The organism is Cytophaga hutchinsonii ATCC 33406, from assembly GCF_000014145.1.
GTDB classification, from domain to species: domain Bacteria; phylum Bacteroidota; class Bacteroidia; order Cytophagales; family Cytophagaceae; genus Cytophaga; species Cytophaga hutchinsonii.
Map to the genome: position 1 here is coordinate 1,933,398 of NC_008255.1, position 25,550 is coordinate 1,958,947.

Consider the following 25,550-nt stretch of genomic DNA (forward strand, 5'->3'; position numbering starts at 1 on the left):
TCTTTAGCGCTATATTTTATTTATGAGAAAAATTGTATCTGCCTTTTTATTATTTTCAGGTATATCATTTTTACATGCCCAAACACCTTTTGAGGGCACAATAAAATGGACACTTTCTATTAATATGCCTGGCACAAAAAACGGTAGTGTTGAATTAACAGCGAAGCAGCAGGCAGAACTTAAAGATGGGATTGCTCAATTGGAAAAACAATTGAATGATCCGAATATGAAAGCCGCTTTTGAAAGCAATCCTTCTCTGAAAGCCACGCTTGAAACACAATTACAGGCAATGAAATCCATGCAGGGCGCAAGCGGTGCAAACAGCCTGATGCCAAAAGGATGTTCCATTAAAACAAAAAATGGAAATTCATTAACAACCATTGATGGCGGAATGGCAAATACAGCGGGAGATATCTTATATATAAAATCTGTTGATAAAACATATAGTATTAAACATGCAGAAAAAACGTATAGCGTAATACCTGCTTCAACAAAAACAGCTACCGAGCAATCTGCGGTCACTGTTACACCTACAACAGAAACAAAAAAAATACTCTCTTATACCTGCACAAAATACAATGTAACACTGATACACAATAATGTTACACATATCATGCAGATATGGGCAACAAAAGAGTTAAAGCAATATGATTCTAAATCATTTCATAGCGGTGGTCTGGGGCAGGATCAAACAGCTGAAGCATTAAAAAAGATTGATGGTGTACCGTTACGCATTGAAGCATCTGAAAAGGGTGGTGAAATTATAATGGAAGTAGTACAAATTTCTCCTGAAAAACTTTCAGATTATTTATTCATACTTCCTTCCGGTTATAAAGAAGTTCCTTACACAAAGTAATTTTATACGGTATATATTTCGCATCGTAAAAAACCAGACAAGTTCTGGTTTTTTCATATATTACATAGAGTAATTAAAAATAAAATGAAATACCTGGGTGTTAGCTTTCTTTTAATAATGAATCTTGTGGCTCACGCACAAAACACAGAACCTTTTGAAGGCGTGATGAAATGGGCAATAACAGTAGATATTGTTGATTCAAAAGTTGCAGATTCTTACCAGACAGAAATACAATCAGAAGATAATTCAGAAGTGAATCAAGCTATCAAAGAGCTCGAACAACAGCTGAAAGATCCTGAAATGCAGGAGATGTTATTGGAAAATCCAACGATTAAAAACAGCATGCTGAAAAAGCTCCAGCAATTAAAAGCTGCACAGACAACTAATCAGGAGAACAGCACAAATTCAATTTTTCCGAGTGCATTATCTATTTTTTTAAAGAACAATAATTCGTTTACAAAGATTGATGGCGGAAGTATGGTAAAACTAACCGGTAACATGCTTTATCTTAATACCAATAAAAATACTTATTTTATTAAAGACAAAACCAGTACCTATTCGGTAATTAATGATACAGCAAGATTAAATACCAATGATTCATTGATTGCATTAATTGCAACTACTGATACAACCATGATTCTGGATTGTATTTGCATTAAATACATTCTTACAACAAAAGAAAATAATGAGATTAAAACCAGTTACATCTGGATAACCAATGATCTGCCTTCCATGAACAGCGCAGCATTCAGATCACTGGGTTTTATGGATGGAAATCTGCACCATGAGGCATTCAAAGAAATGAAAGGCATTCCGATGCGTATTGAAATCTTTGAGAAAGGATTAAAAATGAATATGGAAGTTTCTGAAATATCTATGGAATTGGTAGCGGACACATATTTTACCATTCCTTCCAATTACCGTGAATCTCCCTTCGGCTTTTAACGGATCATGCAACAACTACTCATTGATCAGCAGCAGCATTGGCAATTCACTGTATTTAACGCATGGCCTTCAGTTAAACACATTGTTACCGGTAGAAATCCGCACATTCATCGCGGTAATATTGCTGGCTTAAATTATGGACTGAATGTTCCGGATGATCCGTTGGCTGTTGCTCAAAACAGAACTGAAATTGCGCAACTGCTACATGCGTCAGATGCCGCTGTTGTAATACCTTTTCAAACACACAGTAATAATATAGCTGTAATAGATGATTCAAATAAAGATCATATATTTGAAAACACCGATGCATTAATTACAAATGTACCTGGTATTATTATCGGTACCTTATCTGCAGATTGTGTTCCTATACTTTTAGCTGATCCGGTTGCGCATGTAATAGCCAGCATTCATGCAGGATGGAAAGGTACCGTTTCGGAGATCGCTAAACATACCGTTCAACGTATGCAGAAAGATTTTAATTGCTTGCCTGAAAATATCCTGGCTGGTATAGGGCCTTCCATTTCAGCGGCATGTTATGAAGTTGGTGAAGAAGTTGCGATGCATTTTTCAGATTCCTGTAAATCAGATAGCAGTAACGGGAAAACATGTATTGATCTATGGAAAGCAAATCAGGCGCAATTAATTGAGGCCGGGCTGTTACCCGAACATATTGAAATTGCCGGCCGCTGTACATTCAGTAATCCGGCTAATTTTTATTCTGCAAGAAGAGATGGTATACAGACAGGAAGGATGGGGTCGTTTATTTTATTTAATTAATAATTTTAATTGCTTAACAATTCATCCCATTTCACAACGCCGCCTTTTGATTTTGTTTTTAAATAATCATACGCTGCCTGAATCTTTTTTCTGAAGGCCCAGATCGTATTTTTATTTAAACCCAACAGATCGGATAATTCTTCTAAGGTTTTTGATTTACCTGAACGGATGGTGTCGTAAACAATATAAAATGCCTTATCCATTGGAATACGAATACCATGAAACAATGTATCCGCAGTAACACTTTCAACGTGCTTGCAGGAGGTACATTTACGGGTAAAAGGAGAGGTATGACTGATATACCTGTCATGTCCGCATCTCTTACAGACAAAACCATTTTCCCACTTTATGTTTTCCAAGTAGCGCAGGCAAGCAGCTTCATCGGGAAAAAGTTCTTTGAATTTATCGGTGCTTAATTCCTCATCAGACAACCTGGCTTTTACTTCTTCCTGAACTTTTTGTTTTAACTGCCAGTTGTCAACATCCAGCTTAATATTCATTTGATTCAAGTCTTCAACCAGCTTGGATAAATTGGAATTGAAAATACTTAACTCATCTGTTTTTTTCTGCAGGTCCTGTGTGCGAATGGCGACTTTTGTTTCCAGTTCTTTATTTACACGGTCCAGAATAACCTCTTTCTCTTTTAACTCAGAGATCAGGGTATTTTTTAACGATTCATTTTCTTTTAACTGATTTATTGCCTGATACTGTAATAATTCCCGGTGATGCCTTTCAATACGAATTCTGTCTCCCAATGCAATGGATAAAATTACTACTTCAATTAAAAATCCAAAGTTGAAACTGTATACAGTAAACAAGGTTACAGGCACCAGATCAAACATACGTAAAACAAAAATCACAAAACTAATAATGATCATTGTGTATGCAAGGATGAAAAAGCGTGCGTATTTTTCTCCTTTTAAATAGATCTGAAAAGATACAAGGTAAATTAAAATAAAAGGAATCAGGTAGACAAATGGATAGAATACACGAGTACCGGAAACAAATTTTTCAACTACGTAGAAAATTATATACAGAAAATAAAAAATAATAATCAGGTAACTGAATTTGGAAGAAAACTGAGTAATCTTCAGGAAAGAATAGGAATAGATCATAAAAGCCGTAACCAAAAGGGGAGGTGTACCTAACATAACCCAGCTGTTAATAACCGGCAAATTCGGCCAGATATATTGAAACCCAAGTCCATCCTCTGAAAAGGAGTTTAGGGCACAGCAAAGCGTATAAAATACATAAAACAGATATACCAAATCCTTTGTGTTAAAGTATAGGAATAGATTATAGATGGCCATTATAAGCAAAACACCATAGAAAAATCCTAATAGAACATACTCCCTTAATGCATAGCCGCTAAAAAATGTAGTTTCCCGAACAAAAACCGATAGACTGGATGTATTGTTGGAATTAATGACGGCATAAAAAGTTTCAATGGAATCTTTGGGAGTACGTACATTAAATACAAAGTTTTTATGATTAAACTCTTTATTTGAAAATGGGTAATCAAACCCGGAAGCTAATGTTTTCTCAAAAGAACCATCTGGTAGTTTTCTGTAAAAAATTATTTTGGAAATATGTGGATCCGGAAATTCTACGAGCCAGTTTTTAGTAGCATTGACATTTTTTAGCCTGAACATCAGCCAGTAATTCACATTTAATTTACTGGTATAAAAAGCATCTTTAGCAGTTTTTTTAAAAGCAGAATCGTATTTTCCACTAATAATGTCTTGAAAAGAGAGGTTATTTGTTGTATCAATAAATGAATATACATCGGTAGACAAAAGTGATACATGATTAGTTGTGTCTATTATCTTATAATCCTGCGCTTTTAAATCTACCTTTATTACAAATAAAACAAGGAAAAAAACTATAAAACGAACTGTGGTACTTAATTGATAAATCACGATTTTGTATTATGTAAATGTGTTGATATTCAGATAATAAATGTGGTACTAAAATAGTATATTGATTTAAAGAAAACAATCCAAAATTACTTTTTTTTTGCTTTTTATCCCCAAAAATGGAACACCTTTCCCTGCAAAACAGTATTATTGTTTAAATGACAAAAAATATGAAAAAAATAGGTTTATTTATTTCAATAGTGTTTAGTTCACTGCTTGCAAATGCGCAAACGGGCACCGGAGATGATTTCGATAGAGCCGGAACGGGAACGACGGGCATGGATGCCGGAGCTGCCTGGGTACAAACCGGAACTGCCGATGAGCAATATAAACTTTATTTATATGGAAATGAATTGGTTGTACAATGCAAAGACGGTGGATTAAATTATATCGGATTTGGGTACCAGTTTTCACCAATAGATATTATGGATGCACCATTGGTTTCTGTAAAAATTAAATCTTCCTATGGTTATGTAATGCGCGTTGATCTTATTGACGCAAACGGCCGCAGAACAAACCAGATAGATACAAAACAAACGATTAAATCTGATGGTAAATACAATGATTATTTATTTGATTTTACAGGCCGGTTTTATCAGCAATACGGAACCAATAACGGTCCGGTAGATGCTACTCAGATTGTACGTATGGAATTTATTACAGATCCTAAAGGCAATTTAGGCGTTGGTCAGGGTTTTAACAAAAACTTTACCATGGATAGTGTAATGATTGGTACAAGAGCAAAATCAACCATTGTTACAGGAGCAAGAGGTATTAAATTAAATCAGATTGGTTTCTTTAAAGAAGGCCAGAAAAAAGCAGTTATCAATGGAGCATCCGCTGCAACATTTACAATAGTAAACGAAGCAAACACCGTTGTATATTCCGGAAATCTTTCAGCAACAGCAACATGGACGTATTCAGGAGAATCTGTACGTATAGCGGACTTCAGTAATTTTAAGACACCTGGAAAATATCGATTAATGGCACCGGGAATACCAAATGCATCCTATCCATTTGTTATTTCTAATACCCCGTTAAGCGCAATTTCTAAAGCCAGTGTTAAAGGATTTTATTATCAGCGTGCATCAACGGCATTGCCTGCAACATATGCGGGTATTTGGTCAAGAGCTGCCGGGCATCCGGATAATCAAGTAGAAATTCACAACTCGGCTGTTTCACCAGGAAGAGCTGCGGGATCTAAAATTTCTTCTCCACGAGGTTGGTACGATGCAGGTGACTACAATAAATACATTGTAAATTCAGGTATTTCAACATACACGCTATTGGCTGCATATGAGCATTTTTCAACCTACTATGATACACTTAATTTAAATATTCCCGAAAGTGCAAACTCCGTACCGGACGTTCTGGATGAGGCATTGTATAACATTCGCTGGATGTTAACCATGCAGGATCCATATGATGGCGGCGTGTATCATAAATTAACAAATGCTAATTTTGATGGGGACATTATGCCAAGTGCTGCTACTCAAAAAAGATATGTTGTACAGAAAAGCACTGGAGCAACATTAGATTTTGCAGCAGTTATGGCGCAGTCTGCCCGCATTTATTCTAAATTTCCAACACAATTACCCGGGCTGGCAGATTCTTGCATAAAAGCTGCTAAAAAAGCATATGATTGGGCAATTCTAAACCCAAATATTTTCTACGTACAGGAAAACTTAACGAGTCCTGCTATTACAACAGGTACGTATGATGACTGGAGTTTTGCGGATGAACAAAGCTGGGCGGCAGCAGAATTATTTACTACAACATTATCCTCTGAATATTACAACGATATTAATTTATCTTCCGGCGCAAGCATACCAGGCTGGCAGAATGTATACACGCTGGGTTTAATTTCCATGGCGCATAATCGTGTTGTATTAGGAGACAATTCAGATTCAACATTTATTAAAAATAAAATTGTAACCTTAGCAAATGTTTATAGAGATCATTTTGCTACAGGATCTGCATATGGTATAGCAATGGGCGCTAACGGAGGTTTTGGATGGGGAAGTAATTCTCAGGCAGCTAACCAATCTATGATTTTAATTCAGGCATTTAACTACACAAAAGACAGTTCTTATTTAAAAGCAGCGGTGTCAAATGTAGATTACATCTTAGGTAGAAATGGTGTGAATTATTGTTTTGTAACAGGTTCAGGAAGCCTTGGCGCAAACAGACCACATCATAGAGTGTCACAGGCAGATGGTATTGCACCAGCTGTACCGGGCTTATTGGTAGGCGGGCCGAATTCAGGTCAGCAGGATAATTGCCCTGGGTATCCATCTTCACAACCTGCCTTATCTTATGTAGACAGTGAATGTAGTTATTCAACAAATGAAATTGCTATTAACTGGAATGCACCGCTTGCTTATATTACTGGTGCGATACAAAGTATCTATGCAGGTATTGAACCCAGCAAACGTGATTACACCGTTGATACACCTACATCAACCAGAGATGCTATATTAAAAAATACATTCATTAATATTTATCCTAATCCGGCAGCATCAAGCATAACGGTTGTAAAACCGTTTGAGATAACTGCCAAACCTATTATTCTTGATCTTAACGGCAGAGAATATCCTGTAACCGGAGACTGGTCAACAACTGACATTCAACTTAATTTATCTGATTTGAAAGCAGGTATGTATCTTATCCGTTTACAAGGAGAGAATGGTGCAGCCGTTCAGAAATTCACTGTAATTAAGTAATTGATTTAACATATGTATAAAAAGTCCCGCCTGTAGCGGGACTTTTTTTTTACCCGAATTTTAAGATAAAACATCTGATGTTTTGTTGTTAGCCTTCAGTAGCCTATCTTCGGAAATTATATTTAAAACTAAACAGTTAACTTTTATGGCAGGTGGTAATGCTCCAGTAAATTATTCATCCAGTTCTCCGCTCGATCCAAATACAAAGTATACGTCTGCCATTGCGTTAATGGCAACACTATTCTTTATCATTGGTTTTATAACCGTACTGAATGATGTACTTATTCCAATTATGAAAAACGTCTTTGTATTTAAAGACAATGAAAATTGGAAATTACTGTTAATTCAATTCAGTTTCTTTATGGCATATGGCTTATTATCTATTCCGGGAGGAAATCTGATAAAACGTATTGGTTATAAAAAAGGAACAATCTGTTCATTATTCATTGTTGCATTTGGTTTATTATTATTCTATCCGGCTTCAGAATATGCTTCATACGGTTTGTTCTTATTAGCTTTATTTATTGTGGGAAGTGGATTCGCCATTCTTCAGGTTGCAATCAATCCCTACCTGATTGCGTTAGGTTCTCCGGAAACAGGAGCCGCGCGACTAAATTTGGGTGGTGCACTAAACTCAACGGCAACAGCTATCGGCCCAATTTTCGGTTCATTCTATTTACTTAATGAATGTTTAATGTCTGAAACCGAAACGCTTTCTACAACACGAACATTATATGTTGCCATTGCTCTATTGATTATTACCATTGCAACATTGATGATCTTTATGAAGCTTCCGAAACTTTCTATTGAAAATGATAAAGATGAAGTACTTTCAGGAAGCATTTTTGAATTCAGTCATTTGATATTTGGTGCAGGCGCAATCTTCTTTTACGTAGGTGCGGAAGTTGTAATCGGGAGCTTATTGGTGGTGTACTTAAAGTCAGACATCATGGGTAATATTCCTGAAAAATTTGCAGCCAGCTTAGTTGCCTATTACTGGGCAGGTGCTATGATCGGCCGATTTATGGGAAGCAAAATCACGCAAAAAATATCACCCAATAAAGCATTATCCTTTGTAGCTGTTGTTGCATTTGCACTGATTTTTTTAAGTATGACAGATTTTATGATTTCGAATTCTGTAACCGTTCCGGTAATAAATATGGGAGAAGATTGCAGCACATTGGAATTTTATTTCAACTTTAAATCATTAACCGTTCCGCTGGCAGCAATCTGTTTAATATTAATAGGTTTATTTAACGCGATTATGTGGCCAAGCATCTTCTCCTTGGGTATTGCGCGATTAGGTAAATATACAAGTAAAGGGTCTGGCTTAATGGTAACCATGGTAGCTGGCGGTGCATTGGTATCGTTGTTGCAAGGTATCTTAGCAGATCAGGTTGGTTACAGATACAGCTTTACCTTATGCCTGGTATGTTATGCTTATATCATCTTCTTTGCAATGAAAGGATATAAACCACATAAGGTTGCAGATAACGAGACGGGAGAAATTCTGTCTGCTTAATACATTGATTTCCATAAAAAAAAATCCCACGGTATAAATGCTGTGGGATTTTTTTTATGGGTAAAAACGTTGATTAAAAGAATACGTACATTTCAACTACAGCCATCATTTCTTGTAAGCATAGGCAGATTGTAGTATCTTTAAAATTATTTATAACAACACATGCGTTTGAAAGTCATCTCACTATTCGTTTTTGCAGCTTTATTTTTTGCCGGTTTTACAACCGAAATGAATTCTGATGGATTTCAGCAAGTGCTTGACAATACAAGCAATCCAACAGTTAAGAATCAGCTGGAACGTTTTCAGAAAGGCGGTATTGAAAAAACCGTTGACACCTCAGAATATTCTGCCAATGAGGTTATCGCTTATGCAAAAACATTTATCGGTACGCCGCACGTAATGGGAGGTGTAAGTAAAAAAGGAGTAGATTGCTCGGGTCTTATTATGGTAGCACATAAACAGGCTGGGGTTATATTGCCGCATTCTTCGCATGAACAAGGTAGATACGGAACCGTTATACCCAATGTAGATTCGCTGAAAAAAGGAGATCTGTTATTTTATTACAGCTCTTACAGCAGTAGTAATTTTATCACGCATGTGGGAATCTATCTGGGCGACGGCACCTTTATTCATGCTTCAAACCGCAGCGGTGTGATCATTACAAATACCTCAGACAGCTACTGGAAGGAAAAATACCTTTTTGCTACCCGTTTCAAAAATTAGCAAGCAGTATTTTTAAGGCAAATCGCCATGTAATCCTTTATCTAAGCGTAGTTTATGGCTAAAAGCAACTAAAACTGTTGATATTTTACTATATTTACTAGTAGACAAGTAAAACAATTTAACACTACGTCATTGACATTTAACGATTTTAATTTTAACTCCGGTTTATTAGATAGCTTAAGCTCCATGGGCTTTAATAAACCCACACCGATCCAGACAGAAGCAATCCCTGTGATTATGTCGAATAGTGATCTGGTAGCCTGCGCACAAACAGGCACAGGCAAGACTGCTGCATACATGCTTCCTATCTTACATAAAATTATTGAATCAAATACAGATAGTCTGGATACGCTGGTTCTAGTACCAACGCGTGAACTTGCCATACAGATTGATCAGCAGATAGAAGGTTTCTCATACTTCATTAATGTGAGCTCCATTGCTGTTTATGGCGGTGGTGATGGTGCAACGTGGGATCAGCAGCGCAAAGCATTGACCGATGGTGCCAACATTGTTATTGCAACCCCAGGCAGATTGCTGGCTCAGTTGCAATCCGGTACAGCAAACTTAAAACAGATCAAACATCTTGTACTGGATGAAGCCGATCGTATGCTGGACATGGGTTTTTATGATGATATTGTACGTGTAATAAGTTATCTGCCTACCGAGCGCCAAACTATTATGTTCTCTGCAACCATGCCTACAAAGATGCGTGCGTTAGCAAACAAACTCATGAAAGATCCGCAGCAGATCAACATTGCAATTTCTAAACCGGCGGAAGGTATTTTACAGCAAGCATACCTGGTGTACGAAGAGCAAAAAAATAAATTAATCAAACACATTCTTTCAAGCGGTAATTTTAACAGCATCATCATCTTTTCTTCTACAAAGGAACACGTTAAAAAACTCGAACGTGATTTATCCAATATGGGCTTCTCTTTGAAAGGTTTTCATTCGGATCTGGAGCAGGAAGAGCGTGAAGAGATTATGCGCGCATTTAAAAGCCGTCAATTGCAAATGCTGATTGGTACTGACATTCTATCCCGAGGTATTGATATTGATGGCATTGATCTGGTGATTAATGCGGAAGTTCCAGGTGATGCAGAAAATTATATTCACCGTATTGGCCGTACCGCTCGGGCAGCAACAACGGGTACAGCCATAACTTTTATCAGCGATACCGATCAGTATAAATTCTTGCAGATCGAAAACCTGATCGGCAGAGAAATTGAAAAATTAAAAATCCCGATTGAAATAGGAGAAGGACCTGCATACGAACCGGAGAAAAAACCTAAATATAACAACAAAGGTTTTTCAAACAATAAATCTAAAAGCGGAAGTAAAGGTAGTAATCGACCTACACCGAAAGAACATTCAAAACCGGTACACCGCGAACCAAGTGGTATTAAACATACCATTGTAAAAAAACAAAATCCTCCACAGGAATAAGAGAATAAAATTATGAATTATGAAGGATAAAAAATTCATAATTCATAATTCATAATTCATAATTCATAATTCATAATTCATAATTCATAATTCATAATTCATAATTCATAATTCATAATTCATAATTCATAATTCATAATTCATAATTACTTTTTCCCTTCAGGCACCCACCACGTACTGTGCGGCAAAATACTATCCAGTATCACCGGTTCACCAATCATTGGGGTAGCAACGTTTACCTGCTGTTTATGCGCCTCCAGTGTTAACCGTTTGATAGGTTCATCCCAGGGGTGCAGCGCCAACGTATATTTTCCCCAGTGTACCGGCAACAATACTTTCGCCTGCAGATCTTTTGCTGCCTGCACCGTCTGCTCAGGCATCATGTGAATGTATGGCCAGTAAGCATTGTATTGCCCGGATTCTAAAAACGCAATATCAACAGCGCCGTATTTATCCGCAATCTGTTTAAAGTGTGTATCATAGCCGGAGTCTCCGCCAATATAAATTTTATGTGTTGGTGTAATCAACAGATAAGATGCCCACAACGTTTTACCTCTGTCTGTAATACTGCGACCGGAGAAATGGCGCGCCGGCAGGCATACAAGCTTATAACCCGGTTCCAGATCAATTTCCTGCCACCAATCCAGTTCGTGTAATTTAGCCGTATCAATACCCCAGGATTCTAAGTGCGAACCAACACCCAGCGGCATGTAATACGAAAAAACCTTTGATTGCATATCAAGCGTTGTCTGGTAATCCAGGTGATCGTAATGATCGTGTGTCAGGATCAGATAATTGATTGCCGGAAAATCAGCCGGTGTATACACTTCGGTTCCCTTGTATTTTTTATTACCTACAAACTGAACCGGAGAAGTGCTGGTACAAAAAACAGGATCAATTAAAATATTTTTCCCTTCTGTTTGAATTAAATACGTCGAATGTCCGAACCAGGTAATCACCGGCCGATCAGAAGGGACAAGAGATAGATCGCGCTTCACACTTGGAATGCATACCGCAGGTTCACGTGTTGAATCTTTAGAGAATTGCTGTTTGATCATATCCATGTAAGATGCATCCTCGGCCATTACCGGCGTATTGGAAAGATTTTTAAATACACCGTCTTTATAGTTGGCTGATTTTCTGATGCGTTCCAGACGGGCGTCTGCCGGCGGATTTCCGAAAGGTGCTGTTTGCAGAAATATATATAATGCGATTGCCAGTACGGCAATAATGCTGAATGTGATAAACATGCGTTTTTTTATTCGTTTTACGTTCATAGGGGTAAGTCGTACCGGAAGCAAATATATTGTATTGAACAGAAAGAAAATCTTAAATACTTATAAAATGCATTATTGGGTTCAAAATAGTGGATCTGTGTACTGCTTTCAGCCTCAAATAGGTCGAAGTTAAAACCTTGCTTTAAACGAAATGTATTTCATTGCGGTAAAGGGGACAGAAGCAGAAAAGATATTTTTTCCACCACATAAAAACGCATTCCAAATTTCACTAATTTACGCTGCTAACCATTTCAAATATATGGACATTGTTGATAGAAATTTCGAACACTTACACACTACTATATACCCTACTGCCGACCAGGCTTCACAGGCAGTGGCACACGAGCTGGCGTCTATTATCCGCCAGCGGCAGGCAGAAGGCCGTAACTGTGTGTTAGGTCTTGCTACCGGCTCTACGCCTAAGAGTGTATATGCGGAACTGATCCGTTTGCATAGAGAGGAAGGTTTGAGCTTTTACAATGTTATCACCTTTAATTTAGATGAATATTATCCGATCAGCTGGTCTGCCCTTCAAAGCTATGTACGTTTCATGTGGGAATACTTATTTGACCACATTGATATTCCAAAAGAAAATATAAACATACCAAACGGCTCAATTCCTAAAGAAGAAATTGACACATTCTGTAAAAATTACGATGCGAAAATTGATTCGGCAGGTGGTCTTGATGTGCAGCTCTTAGGTATCGGACGCACCGGACATATTGGTTTCAATGAACCGGGATCACGGTTAGACTCTACAACACGTTTAATCACGCTGGATCATGTGACACGTATTGATGCTGCAAGTGATTTTTTTGGCGAAGAACATGTACCCAGAACGGCGATAACCATGGGTATTGGTACCATCTTCAAGGCCAAACGCATCATCTTAATGGCATGGGGCGAAGGAAAAGCACAGATCATAAAAAAGACCGTTGAAGGAAAAATCACCGAATCCATTCCGGCAACATTTTTACAGACACATCCCAACGTAGGTGTGATCCTGGATACAGCATCTTGTGCGGAGCTTACACGCATTAAAACACCTTGGCTGGTAGGTAGCGTATATTGGGATGAACATGCCCGTAAACGCGCCTCTGTATGGCTGAGTTCCGTTGTTGAAAAACCAATCCTGAAACTGACAGACAGGGATTACAATGAACATGGTTTGTCTGAACTGGTGGCACAATACGGACCGGCATATAACATCAACATTGAAGTATTTAACCTGCTTCAAAAAACCATTACCGGCTGGCCTGGCGGTAAGCCCAATACAGACGATACCAACCGTCCGGAGCGTGCATATCCGTTCCCCAAACGCGTGGTTATTTTCAGTCCGCATCCCGATGATGATATTATCTCCATGGGCGGTACATTCATTCGTCTGGTTGATCAGGGCCACGATGTACACGTTGCTTATCAGACATCCGGAAACATTGCGGTGTATGATGAGGATGTGATCCGTTTTGCAGATTTCGCAACCGATTACAATCAGTTTCTGCACGAAGGAGAAGATACCACTTCAGCTGCTTTCCGGAATATTGTTGAAACGTTAAAAAATAAAAAGCCCGGAGAAATTGATCCGCCGGCCGTAATGAAGATCAAAGGTTTAATAAGAAGAGGGGAAGCAAAGGCTACCTGCCGCTATGTAGGCATTCCTGATGCTAATGCACATTTCCTTGACATGCCGTTTTATGAAACAGGCCTGGTGAAAAAAAATCCAATCGGCCGTGCAGATATAGACTGCGTAAAGAATTTATTGCAGGAACTAAGACCGCAGCAGGTCTTTGCTGCAGGCGATTTATCTGATCCGCATGGCACACACCGTGTATGTTTAAAAGCAATCTTCCTGGCCCTGGATGAATTGAAACACGAAGACTGGATGCGCGACTGCCGTGTATGGCTGTATCGCGGTGCGTGGCAGGAGTGGGACATCGACCAGATTGAAATGGCCATACCATTAAGTCCGGATGAACTGATGCGCAAGCGCAGAGGCATCTTCAAACATCAGTCGCAGAAAGATGCACCAATGTTCCCCGGTGCGGATCCGCGCGAATTCTGGCAGCGCGCCGAAGACCGTAACCGCGCTACAGCTAATACATACAACAATCTGGGCCTACCCGAGTACGAAGCCATCGAAGCATTTGTAAAGTGGGATGGAAGGTTGATATAATTCATTTCACGGTGAATATAATCCTAAATCGTTTTGTCATAATTCATAATTCATAATTTTTTTACTATCTTATATAGTAAACCAAGCTATCTAAGATTTAATATGTCAGAGTTAAAATTAAAAGGCCAGACTGCCCTTATCACAGGCGGGGATTCCGGCATAGGAAAAGGCATTGCGTTAAAAATGGCTGCTGCAGGCGCCAATATTCTTGTTAACTACAACTCAGATAAAGACGCCGCAGAAGAAACCGTTGCACAATTGAAGGTACTGGGCGCTTCTGCCATCTGCTATCAAGCTGATGTAAGTGATGAAGCTGATGTACAGAATATGTTCAGGGAAGCAGTCAAACACTTTGGCACCATTGATATATTGGTAAACAATGCCGGCCTTCAGCAGGACGCAGCGTTCGTTGACATGACATTGAAGCAGTGGAACAAAGTGATCAGTGTAAATCTTACGGGTCAGTTTTTATGCGCACGTGAAGCGGTGCGTGAGTTTACAAAAAGAGGTGCACGTCCGGAGATCTCAAAAGCATTGGGCAAGATCATCTGCATCAGTTCTGTTCACGAAGTAATTCCATGGGGCGGACATGTAAATTATGCAGCATCTAAAGGCGGCATCATGATGTTAATGAAATCCATGGCGCAGGAATTAGGCGGATTAAAAATACGTATTAACAGCATCGGACCGGGTGCCATAAAAACGGATATCAACAATGAGGCCTGGGAAACACCGGAAGCAGCGGAAAAATTATTAAAACTGATTCCATACAACCGTATCGGTGAGACCGAAGATATCGGTAACGTGGCTGTGTGGCTGGCATCAGACGAGTCAGACTATGTGCATGGCACTACCTTGTTTGTGGATGGCGGCATGACACTCTACCCGGGTTTTGCATCAAATGGATAAATAGATTAATCCAATGGTCGGATAACTTGTGGGTCTGATTTTTTATAATTTTATCTTAACATGGATAAGTTATATCATTTCCGTGATCTAAATTACATTTGCCGATGCGAACGGCCAATTTTCGTACCTTTGAAAGGTAAATAGAAAAGAATATTCAGATGCTGCATTTTATTCTCGTACTTGTAGGCGGCGCCATCGGAAGTGGCAGCCGTTATCTGTTGAGTTTGCATATCACACGAACGTACCCTGGCACGTTTCCCTACAGTACATTCGCTGTTAATATCATTGGCTGCCTGCTGATCGGTATCATCTATGGGTTAGCAGAACGTTTTCAGCTTGCTGTTCATTGGCGGTTATTTCTGGCTACCGGATTATGCGGCGGTTTCACTACATTTTCTGCATTTGCTTATGAAAATATTTTATTGCTGCAAAACGGAAATTATACAGCCTTTACTGTCAATACACTGGGCAGCTGCATGTTTGGTTTTACCGCGGTTTTTCTAGGTGTTATGCTCACTAAAATTTCCATTTAATCATCCCAGGCTTAAAATATTTCTACGCTGGCCGATTTATTGCTATATGTAAGATACAATGCATTCTTTACCATTAATTGTTTCTTTATGAGGAGGTCTCTTTGTAAATATTTTGTAATTTAGTTTACATGTTGATGCGTGTTACATGCATTCAATAGCAACAATAGCCTGTGCTGATTTCATTGCATGAACATTACCGAAAATAACCACACACATTATTTCCTTTCCGGCGGCGGAGAGATGGGAGAGCTGACCCGCTCGTTCGACTGGTCAAAAACATCCATCGGAACACCCGACCAATGGCCGCACAGTTTAAACACCACGCTCGGTATTATTCTGCACTCCTCCTTTCCGATGTTTCTGTTCTGGGGAGAAGAACTGATCTGTTTTTACAACGATGCGTACCGGCCAAGCCTGGGGATCAATGGGAAACACCCGGCACTGGGCAAAAAAGCAAAGGATGTATGGCCGGATATCTGGGATTTCATAGCCCCGCTCATTAAACAGGTATTGGAGACCAACGAAGCCGTATGGTATGAAGATCAGCTGCTGCCCATCTACCGTAATGGACAGATGGAAGACGTATACTGGACCTTCAGCTACAGCCCGGCATATGGCGATGATGGAAAAGTAAGCGGCGTATTTGTTACCTGTACCGAAACAACAAACAAAGTAAAAAATCAAAAAAGGCTGGAAGAAAGTGAAGAAAAATTCCGCACACTGATTGAAGAAATTCCTGTATCTACCTGTGTACTGAAAGGTAAAGATATGGTGATAGACCTTGCCAATGAAATGGCAATACAAACCTGGGGCAAAGGTCCGGATATCATTGGCAGGAAACTCGCAGAAGTACTTCCGGAATTGAGTACCCAGCCACATCTTGAAATTTTAAAAGAAGTATTTAAAAGCGGTAATTCCTATACCGGTGAATCATCACCATTTACACTGATGGTGCATGGAATTCCAAAGTCTTATATTAAAAAGATTATTTATAAACCGCTGCGTGATGCGTCAGGCAACATAGAAAGTATTTTAGGTATTGGGATGGATGTGTCTGAAAAAATGGAAGCACAGGTTACCCTTGAAAAAAATCTGCAGCAGCTGGTCAGCTATTTTGAACAATCTCCTGTTGCTATTGCTACCATCGATAAAGAAGGTTTAACATTCAGACTTGTAAATCCGTTTTATGCTGAATTAGTAGGTCGAAAACCAGAAGATCTCATTAATAAGCCCTTGCTGGAAGCATTGCCGGAGCTTAACGGTCAGGGTTTTGATACCTTACTGGAAGGTGTTCTGCGTAGCAATGAACCTTATAGTGCCTTTGAAGTACGCGTTGAATTACTTCGGAGAGGCAAGCTTGAAACGGTATATGTAAATCTTACTTACCAGCCTCAGTATGGTGTTGACAATTTAGTTGTCGGCATTCTTGTAGTAGCGACTGATGTTACGCAACAGGTACTGGCAAGAAAAAAAGTAGAAGAAAGCGAAGATAAATTACGTACGATCGTAGCCAATGCACCGGCAGCCATCGCCATGTTTATTGGCCCAGACCTGATCATTGAAAATCCGAATCAAACCTTTATTGACGTTGCCGGAAAAGGGCCTGATATTGCTGGCAAGCCGCTTGCTGAAACATTTCCGGAATTACAAAGGCAACCTTTTTTACAGATGCTGAATGAAGTTTTCACTACCGGAAAAACCATTCAGACACATGGCTCGCTGATTAAGATTATACAGAATGGTATTGAAGTAGAAAAATATTATGATTTTACCTATACACCCATATCCGATTCAGACGGAAATGTATATGCGATACTCGACATTGCTATAGATGTTACGGAACAGATGATCGACCGGCATAGACTGGAAGAGAGTGAGCAACGGGTACGCAGTATTATAGAAAGTGCACCTTTCCCGATTGGTATATATGTAGGCAGAGAGATGCGTATAAGTTTTACAAACCAAAATATTCTTGATGTATGGGGGAAAGGGAATGATGTAGTTGGAAAATTATATTCCGAAGTATTGCCGGAGCTGGCCAATCAGAATATCTATGAACAGCTGGACCGTGTATATACAACCGGCATTCCGTTTCACGCGAAAAATCAGCAGGTAGATATTGTTGTCGATGACAGATTACAGGCATTCTATTTCAATTATAGTTTTACCCCCTTGTTTGATGGTGCAGGCAATGTATATGGCGTAATGAATACAGCCGCGGAAGTAACAGATCTCAACCTTGCCAAACAACGTGTTGAGCAAAGTGAGCAGAACCTGCGCAATATGATCTTACAGGCACCGGTTGCTATGTGTATCCTTTCAGGCCATGACCATGTGATTGAAATTGCCAATGACTTCATGATCGAACTGTGGGGAAAACCCAAAGCAGATATCATAAACCGGCCGGTCTTCGACGCTTTGCCCGATGCCCGCGGTCAGGGACTTGAAGCCATAATGCGTGATGTATATGAAAAAGGCATTACGTTTAAAGCAGACGAAATGCCTGTACAGCTGATCCGTAATGGTACCCTCGAAACAGTTTACCAGAATTTTGTTTACGAACCATATAGGGAAGATTGCGGAAAAATAATCGGTGTACTATGTGTTACCATAGATGTTTCCGCACAGGTACTTGCCCGGCTGAAGATTGAAGAAATCGTAAGTGCGCGTACACAGGAACTTGCCTCGACAAATGATAAACTTCAAAAGTCAAATGCCGAACTTGCACAGTTCGCATACATTGCCTCACACGATTTACAGGAGCCGCTCCGCAAGATCAGTATGTTTACCCAATTGCTTGAAGGCAGGATCGGAAACAATCTGGATGAGCAGTCAAAAACACAGTTGAGTAAAATCAGCAAATCTGCCATACGCATGAATACGCTGATCAAAGATGTATTAAGCTATTCAGAATTAATAAAGGAAACGGAAGAATTTACTTCGGTAGATCTTAATCAGGTAGTAGAAAATACACGCATTGATTTTGAACTCCTGATCGAACAAAAGAATGCATCGATTCAATATCAAATGCTGCCTGTGATTGAAGCAATTCCATTGCAGATGGCTCAATTATTTGGAAACCTGATCAGCAATGCGCTCAAGTTTGCCCGCACAGATATAAAACCAGTGATTACCATAGAATCTTCTTTATTATCAAAAGAAGAAAAAAAAGCTGCTGAACTAAATCTGAAAACCGACTACTATAAAATCACACTCAGCGATAATGGTATTGGTTTGAACCCGGAAAACACAGAAAAGATCTTTAATATATTCCAGCGCCTGCACCGGAAATCAGACTATGAAGGTACAGGTATTGGCTTGGCTATGTGTAAAAAAATTGCACTCAATCACAACGGAGATCTCAATGCAACTGGCAGTACTGAAAAAGGAGCGGTGTTCAATATAATTCTTCCCTTACATAAACAGGCTGATGTAAATAAATCAAACTATTTTTCGGGTGTATCCTGAGCTAACAGGTAGTTAGAATACATACTACTTCTTCATAATTTATACTACTTTCAAAATAAATAATAACATAATACCCCATGGACGGAAGAATTCGTGCAAATCTCACAAAAGGAACACGTGTAAGCATCGTGCTTAAAAAAGATCAGAAAACAGGCATACGTACGGAAGGAATTATTAAAGATCTGTTAACCAGTGTTCCCAAACATCACCGTGGTATTAAAGTACGCCTGGAAGACGGACAGATCGGCCGGGTTCAGGAGATATTAGAATAAAGAAGAATTCGTATCTTTGCTGTGTTTATTACCTATTAACATATAAAATTACATGCTTAGTCATCACGTATTATTCTGGCTTAAAACCGATACAACAGAAGAACAAAAAACAGCTTTCCGCAAAAGTTTAGAAACACTTAAAGGCGTTGAAACCGTAAAAGGTTTATACATCGGAACACCGGCCCCCATTGAACGTGCTGTTGTTGATACAACATACACATTCTCTTTATTGATCTTATTTGATGACCTTGCAGGCCACGATGTATATCAGGTGCATGCTTTACACAAAGCATTCCTGGAAGAATTCAGAGTGTTTTTTGATAAAGTTGTTATCTACGATGCTCAATAAGCACAGTCATAATTAGTATAATAAAAAGTCATCGCAGTTTATGTGATGACTTTTTTATTTGGAACCATTTTTCTGTGTATATTTTTTATTAGATTGAAACATATCTTACTAGTATAATCTCTCCGCATATGTCAAACATCCAGCTTATAATAGAAGAACGTTCTGCAAACATCGGAAACTTTATGGTAGGCCGTTTGCTGCCTTTCAGAGAAAAAAGAATGGTGGGGCCCTTTGCTTTTATAGACCATATGGGGCCGGCTTATTTAAAGGCAAATGAAAATTTAGATATACCGCCGCATCCACATATCGGCCTTTCAACATTAACCTATCTGTTTGAAGGAAGTATCATGCACCGCGACAGCCTGGGTACAGAAATAGAAATACAACCAGGTGCCGTAAACTGGATGACAGCAGGGAAAGGGATTGCACATTCCGAACGCACACCCGATACTGTGCGGGCGATAAGTAAAACACTTCACGGATTACAGATCTGGGTAGCCTTGCCTAAAGCCCTGGAATCCATGGAGCCAGCCTTTATGCATGTTGAAGCAAGCGACATTCCGCACTGGAAGGAAGATGGTGTACAATATAAACTTATAGCAGGAGAGGCCTTCGGCAAAAAATCTCCGGTTCAGGTATACAGTCCGTTATTTATGATCGAAATTAAAACAACAGATCCTAAAACAATATCTATTGGTGATAGCTTATTTGGTGAAAGCGCTATGTATATACTGGAAGGTTCTGTAAGCAGTGAAGGAAATACATTCGAACCCAAACATATTTTAATTGCAAAAGACAGTAAACTCTGTTCGTTTGAAATGGATGCCAATACAACGGTGTATATTTTCGGCGGAGAAGCATTTCCCGAAGAACGTTTTATCTACTGGAATTTTGTTGCAAGCGAAAAACAAACCATCGAAAAAGCCAAGGCAGACTGGCTTGCACAACGGTTTCCGGCTGTTCCGAATGAAACAGAGTTCGTCCCGTTACCCCAATACTGATTCCGGATCATAAACAGCCCATTAAAAAAATAGCCCATGACTTAAGTCATGGGCTATTTTTATTTTTTTCCTTCCACCCACTTACGTGCGTTAACAAAGGCTTCCAGCCACGGTGTACATTCGTCCTTCGCTTTATCAGCAGGGTAGTAGCCGCATTGCCATGGGAATACTGAACGTTCCAGGTGAGGCATCATCGCTAGATGTCTGCCGTCGTCCGATACAATACCTGCAGCATTTACAGGCGAACCGTTCGGATTGGCCGGATAGCTTGCATGACTGTAGTTTAAGACAATATTATATTTCGTTACATCGTACGGGAAGTAGAATTTACCTTCGCCGTGTGCAACCCAGATTCCTAATTTAGAACCCTCAATAGATTTTAATAAGATCGATTTATTTTCTTTTGCGACATCCACATTCAGGTAAATGGATTCAAATTTCCCTGAGCTGTTGTGATGCATCTTTGGTTTTGATTCATGGTTCTGGTTGATCAGTCCCAACTCAACCATCAACTGGCAACCGTTACAAACGCCTAGTGACAAGGTATCCGGACGTGCATAGAAATTATCCAGTGCTTTTTTCGCTTTTTCATTGTACAGGAATGCACCGGCCCAGCCTTTCGCAGAACCCAACACATCACTGTTAGAGAAACCACCAACAAATACAATAAAGTTTACATCACCCAGATCTTCGCGGCCGGCAATTAAATCTGTCATGTGAACATCTTTCACATCAAAGCCTGCAAGCCACATGGAGTAAGCCATTTCACGGTCTCCGTTCACACCTTTTTCACGGATGATCGCAGCTTTAATACCGCTCTTCGTAGTGCGTGCTGCATCTAATCCGTAACTGTTCAGCTTACCTGTAAAGTTTGCCGGGAAGCTGAATTGGATTTCGTGTTTAGTATAATTTTCAAAACGCTCTTTTGCATAGGCAGGAGTGCTTTGTTTTTCATCTAATAAATAAGAAGTCTTGTACCAGACCGTACGTAATGCGGCAATATCAAAATCGGTTGTTGTACCGTTCAATTGAATTGAAACAGCAGAAGCACCAGGCTCTACTGTTCCGATAATAGCTGCTCCAACCCCTTTTGTTACAAGCATGTCCTGTACTTTCACTGCATCTTTTACTTGCAGCACCAATGCCGGGTTCTCAGCAAACAGACATTTTACCAGATCTGTTTCTCCCAGGAAGTCCAATGAAACATTCATGCCGATTCCATTTTCAGGAAAACACATTTCAAGCAATGTCGTAATTAAACCTCCGCTTGATACATCGTGTCCGGCAAGGATCAATTCATCCTGAAGTAAATCCTGGATCGCATCAAACGTACGTTCGAAATGTTCTGTATCTAAAATATCCGGAGATGAATTTCCAAGTTTATTCAAAATCTGTGCAAACGATGAACCGCCTAATGTAAGCGGCATACACGTAAGATCAATATAGATCAAACCCGTACCGGCTTCTTTAACAACATTCGGTGTAACACCTTTACGGATATCACTCACTTCACCGGAAGCAGATATGATCACCGTTCCGGGTGCATATACCACGCCGTCTTTGTATTTCTGCGTCATTGAAAGAGAATCTTTTCCGGTAGGAATATTGATTCCAAGATCGCAGGCAAAATCACTTACCGCTTCAACAGCTGCATATAAACGTGCATCTTCGCCTTTATTTTTACAAGGCCACATCCAGTTCGCACTCAATGATACACCACTTAAGCCTCCGTCAATCGGCGCAAAAACAATATTCGCCAATGCTTCTGCAATCGCAATTCTCGAACCTGCTTCCGGATTGATCAAGGCAACAGCAGGAGCGTGTCCAACAGCAGTTGCCACTCCAACTACACCTTTATAATCAAGCGCCATGGCACCGAAGTTGCTTAACGGCAATTGCAGCGAACCAACATTTTGCTGCTGTGCAACTTTACCTGTAACCGAACGGTCAACTTTATTGGTTAACCAGTCTTTACAAGCAACCGCTTCGAGCTGTAAAACGGCTTCTAAATATTCGTTTAGTTTTGATTGCTCATATGTAATTTCTTCGAACGTTGCCGTTGGTGTTTCATCGCGAAGAATTGTTTTCGGCGGATTCCCGAACATGTCTTCCAGCGGCCAGTCGATCGGCTTCGCACCATCTACAGAAGATTCAAACGTGAAATGATGATCACCTGTAATGTCACCCACTACATATAATGGTGCACGCTCACGTGCAGCCACACGCTCAAGCGTAGCTATGTCGTTTTGATTGATCACAAGGCCCATACGTTCCTGTGATTCATTACCAACAATTTCTTTTGCAGACAGGGTAGGATCTCCAACCGGCAATTTAGCCAGATCAATTTTACCGCCGGTGCTTTCTACCAGTTCCGACAAACAGTTTAAATGCCCGCCCGCGCCGTGATCGTGTATGGAAACAATCGGATTATTACCGCTTTCCATCATCGCACGGATGGCGTTGTATACACGCTTCTGCATTTCAGGATTCGAACGCTGGATCGCGTTCAGTTCAATGGCACTGTTCAGCGCGCCTGTATCCAATGAAGATACGGCACTGCCGCCCATACCGATGCGGTAGTTGTCACCACCCATCACAACAATTTTATCTCCCGTTTTCGGCAGTCCTTTCTTAGCGTCTTTTAACACGCCATACCCGATACCGCCCGCCTGCATAATCACTTTATCAAAACCGTAACGTTTGCCGTTCTCTTCGTGTTCAAACGTAAACACCGAACCGTTGATCACAGGCTGTCCGAATTTGTTACCGAAGTCAGATGCGCCATTGGATGCTTTAATCAGAATATCCATTGGTGTCTGGTATAACCAGTCACGTTCTTTCATTCCGTTTTTCTCCCACGGTCTGTCTTTTGTTAAACGGGAATACGCTGTCATGTATACCGCAGTACCTGCCAGCGGCGCACTGCCGATCCCACCTGCAATACGGTCACGGATCTCTCCGCCTGAACCGGTTGCAGCTCCGTTGAATGGTTCAACCGTAGTAGGGAAGTTGTGTGTTTCTGCTTTTAAAGATAAAACAGATTCAACATGTTTGCGTTCGAAATAATCGGGTTTATCCTGTGTTGCCGGCGCAAACTGTTCCATCACCGGACCTTTCGTAAACGAAACGTTATCCTTGTATGCGGAAACAATTTTGTTCGGATTTGTTTCAGACGTTTTCTTAATCAGTTTGAAAAGCGAAGATTCTTTCTCTACACCATCAATGATAAAACGTCCGTTAAAAATTTTATGTCTGCAGTGTTCAGAGTTTACCTGAGAAAAACCAAACACTTCTGAATCGGTTAATTTGCGGTTGTGTTTTTTTGCAACGGAATCCAGGTAATCAATTTCTTCCTGACTTAATGCCAAACCTTCCTGTTTATTGAAGGCAGCAATATCATCAATGTATTTGATCGGCTCCGGCTGTATGTGAATGTTATAAAGATCTTGTGTTAAATTCTGATAGATCACTTCAAGCATTTTATCATGCGACGCTTCTGTGTTTGCTACAGAAGAAAATTCTTCAATACGAAGAATACCTGCAATGCCCATGTTTTGTGTGATCTCAACTGCATTCGTAGCCCAGGGGGTAAGCATTTCCTTACGCGGGCCTCTGTAAAAACCGGCAAGTGTTGTATCGGAAAGTACTTCGCCGTCAAGTAACCAGTTTAATTTTTGTTTATCTTCTGTAGAAAATGAATGTTCGGTGTGAATGGCGTAGATAGTGCCCGTGCTTTTTTTAGCGAAAACGATCATGATGCTCTAGTGTCAATTGAAGGCACAAAGATACGGTTTCACTGGCTGAAATACTAGGGTGTGGGTTAGTTTTAGGAAGTACAAAGTACTTAGTATTAAGTACTGAGTATAAAAGCGAAAGGCTCAGATATAAGTATCTGAAGCTTTATACGATAAAATTCAAACATTTATCCTGAGTCTAATTATGATTATCGTCTAAGTACTCTGTACGAAATACTTAGTCTCTATCAACCAACAGGTATTCCAGATAATAATCCCAGAAAGAACCTTCCGACAATGCTTCCGGATCAATGTCCATAAATTGCTTTTTCAGGTATTCCCAATCGGCATCATTGAATACCAGATTTTCACTTTCCTCGGTAGAGAATTTTTCAATAAATTTTTCATACAGGTAAATACAAATAGCAAGCTTGTCGAGTGAGCTATTCATAAAAACGGCATTAAATTCATTTTCCGTTTCTACATAACAAATCCGGTAACCGCCCATAGGGTCAATACAGATCGGATCGCTGTTTCCCGTTTCACCTATAATGAACCAGTCAGACAGATCCGGACGGTCTTCCAGATCATACAGATCATCCGGGGAAACAAAAGCAGGGAAAGAGGTTATATTAAACGTCAAATAAGGAGCTGCTTCCTTAGGTAAACCAACCATGGAAAGGAATTCCAGTATGTCAACGGGTAGGGGAATCGCGTGTACAGACTCCAGTTTAATTTTATCTAATTCGATGTCCTGCTCGTTCCAGTAGTCAATGTAATCTTGAATAATCATGGAGCAAAGGTAGACGTTTTAAGTTCTAAGTTCAAAGTTTTTTGCTTAGGGCCGAATGCTAAAAGCCTGAAGCATGCAGCGTTCGGCTTTAGGCTCTAAGCTTTTAGCATAAAAAAGCCTCACCCGAAATAAA

The 25,550-nt window shown here is 39.8% G+C and carries 18 protein-coding genes; 14 read left to right on the forward strand and 4 right to left on the reverse strand.

Features of this window, described 5'->3' with window-relative positions; translation table 11 throughout:
- The first annotated feature begins 22 nt into the window (after positions 1–22).
- The 3 genes from CHU_RS08040 to pgeF all read left to right on the forward strand — a co-directional run bounded on the left by CHU_RS08040 (position 23) and on the right by pgeF (position 2,578).
- A complete protein-coding gene (locus tag CHU_RS08040) occupies positions 23–856 on the forward strand; it encodes a DUF4412 domain-containing protein (protein ID WP_011585036.1) in 834 nt (277 codons plus the stop codon).
- A gap of 117 nt (positions 857–973) precedes the next feature.
- Positions 974–1,801 carry a DUF4412 domain-containing protein gene (locus CHU_RS08045; RefSeq protein ID WP_394330726.1) on the forward strand — a complete coding sequence of 276 codons (828 nt, stop codon included), beginning with the start codon at positions 974–976 and terminating at the stop codon, positions 1,799–1,801.
- A 6-nt stretch (positions 1,802–1,807) separates the two neighbouring features.
- Positions 1,808–2,578: a peptidoglycan editing factor PgeF gene (pgeF, locus tag CHU_RS08050; protein ID WP_011585038.1), complete on the forward strand. Its 771-nt coding sequence runs from the start codon at positions 1,808–1,810 to the stop codon at positions 2,576–2,578.
- Between the two features lie 5 nt (positions 2,579–2,583).
- On the opposite strand, the gene CHU_RS08055 is transcribed toward pgeF, so the two are convergent.
- Positions 2,584–4,374, reverse strand: a complete 1,791-nt coding sequence (locus tag CHU_RS08055; protein ID WP_011585039.1) for a 7TM diverse intracellular signaling domain-containing protein — start codon at positions 4,372–4,374, stop codon at positions 2,584–2,586.
- 290 nt (positions 4,375–4,664) lie between these two features.
- Here CHU_RS08055 and CHU_RS18860 point away from each other — a divergent pair, with 290 nt between their 5' ends.
- The 4 genes from CHU_RS18860 to CHU_RS08075 all read left to right on the forward strand — a co-directional run bounded on the left by CHU_RS18860 (position 4,665) and on the right by CHU_RS08075 (position 10,908).
- On the forward strand, positions 4,665–7,217 hold the full coding sequence (locus CHU_RS18860; RefSeq protein WP_238379373.1) for a glycoside hydrolase family 9 protein: 2,553 nt from the start codon (positions 4,665–4,667) through the stop codon (positions 7,215–7,217).
- Positions 7,218–7,362: 145 nt separating this feature from the next.
- Entirely contained in the window at positions 7,363–8,739 is a 1,377-nt protein-coding gene (locus CHU_RS08065) for a sugar MFS transporter (protein ID WP_011585041.1), read from the forward strand.
- Between the two features lie 162 nt (positions 8,740–8,901).
- Complete coding sequence (locus tag CHU_RS08070; RefSeq protein WP_011585042.1) at positions 8,902–9,462, forward strand: C40 family peptidase; 561 nt, start codon at positions 8,902–8,904, stop codon at positions 9,460–9,462.
- Positions 9,463–9,594: 132 nt separating this feature from the next.
- The gene (locus tag CHU_RS08075) at positions 9,595–10,908 is read left to right on the forward strand and encodes a DEAD/DEAH box helicase (RefSeq protein WP_011585043.1); all 1,314 of its coding nucleotides are present in this window, start codon (positions 9,595–9,597) and stop codon (positions 10,906–10,908) included.
- 146 nt (positions 10,909–11,054) lie between these two features.
- Here the strand turns inward: CHU_RS08075 and CHU_RS08080 are convergent, their stop codons facing one another.
- Entirely contained in the window at positions 11,055–12,185 is a 1,131-nt protein-coding gene (locus tag CHU_RS08080) for an MBL fold metallo-hydrolase (RefSeq protein ID WP_011585044.1), read from the reverse strand.
- A 259-nt stretch (positions 12,186–12,444) separates the two neighbouring features.
- Here CHU_RS08080 and nagB point away from each other — a divergent pair, with 259 nt between their 5' ends.
- From nagB to CHU_RS08115, 7 genes are all read left to right on the forward strand, one after another.
- Positions 12,445–14,358, forward strand: a complete 1,914-nt coding sequence (nagB, locus tag CHU_RS08085; protein WP_011585045.1) for a glucosamine-6-phosphate deaminase — start codon at positions 12,445–12,447, stop codon at positions 14,356–14,358.
- A gap of 102 nt (positions 14,359–14,460) precedes the next feature.
- A complete protein-coding gene (locus tag CHU_RS08090) occupies positions 14,461–15,267 on the forward strand; it encodes an SDR family oxidoreductase (RefSeq protein WP_011585046.1) in 807 nt (268 codons plus the stop codon).
- A gap of 158 nt (positions 15,268–15,425) precedes the next feature.
- Positions 15,426–15,800 carry a fluoride efflux transporter CrcB gene (gene crcB / locus CHU_RS08095; protein WP_011585047.1) on the forward strand — a complete coding sequence of 125 codons (375 nt, stop codon included), beginning with the start codon at positions 15,426–15,428 and terminating at the stop codon, positions 15,798–15,800.
- 186 nt (positions 15,801–15,986) lie between these two features.
- Entirely contained in the window at positions 15,987–19,268 is a 3,282-nt protein-coding gene (locus CHU_RS08100; RefSeq protein ID WP_011585048.1) for a PAS domain-containing protein, read from the forward strand.
- Positions 19,269–19,345: 77 nt separating this feature from the next.
- A complete protein-coding gene (locus CHU_RS08105; RefSeq protein WP_011585049.1) occupies positions 19,346–19,540 on the forward strand; it encodes a YwbE family protein in 195 nt (64 codons plus the stop codon).
- Between the two features lie 52 nt (positions 19,541–19,592).
- Positions 19,593–19,889: a Dabb family protein gene (locus CHU_RS08110; protein WP_011585050.1), complete on the forward strand. Its 297-nt coding sequence runs from the start codon at positions 19,593–19,595 to the stop codon at positions 19,887–19,889.
- Positions 19,890–20,017: 128 nt separating this feature from the next.
- The gene (locus CHU_RS08115) at positions 20,018–20,890 is read left to right on the forward strand and encodes a pirin family protein (protein WP_011585051.1); all 873 of its coding nucleotides are present in this window, start codon (positions 20,018–20,020) and stop codon (positions 20,888–20,890) included.
- Positions 20,891–20,949: 59 nt separating this feature from the next.
- Here CHU_RS08115 and purL read toward each other — a convergent pair whose 3' ends face one another.
- Positions 20,950–24,645 (reverse strand): phosphoribosylformylglycinamidine synthase, encoded by a 3,696-nt coding sequence (gene purL / locus CHU_RS08120; protein WP_011585052.1) that lies wholly within the window; start codon positions 24,643–24,645, stop codon positions 20,950–20,952.
- Positions 24,646–24,862: 217 nt separating this feature from the next.
- Positions 24,863–25,417 (reverse strand): SUKH-4 family immunity protein, encoded by a 555-nt coding sequence (locus tag CHU_RS08125; protein WP_011585053.1) that lies wholly within the window; start codon positions 25,415–25,417, stop codon positions 24,863–24,865.
- Positions 25,418–25,550 lie beyond the last annotated feature (133 nt).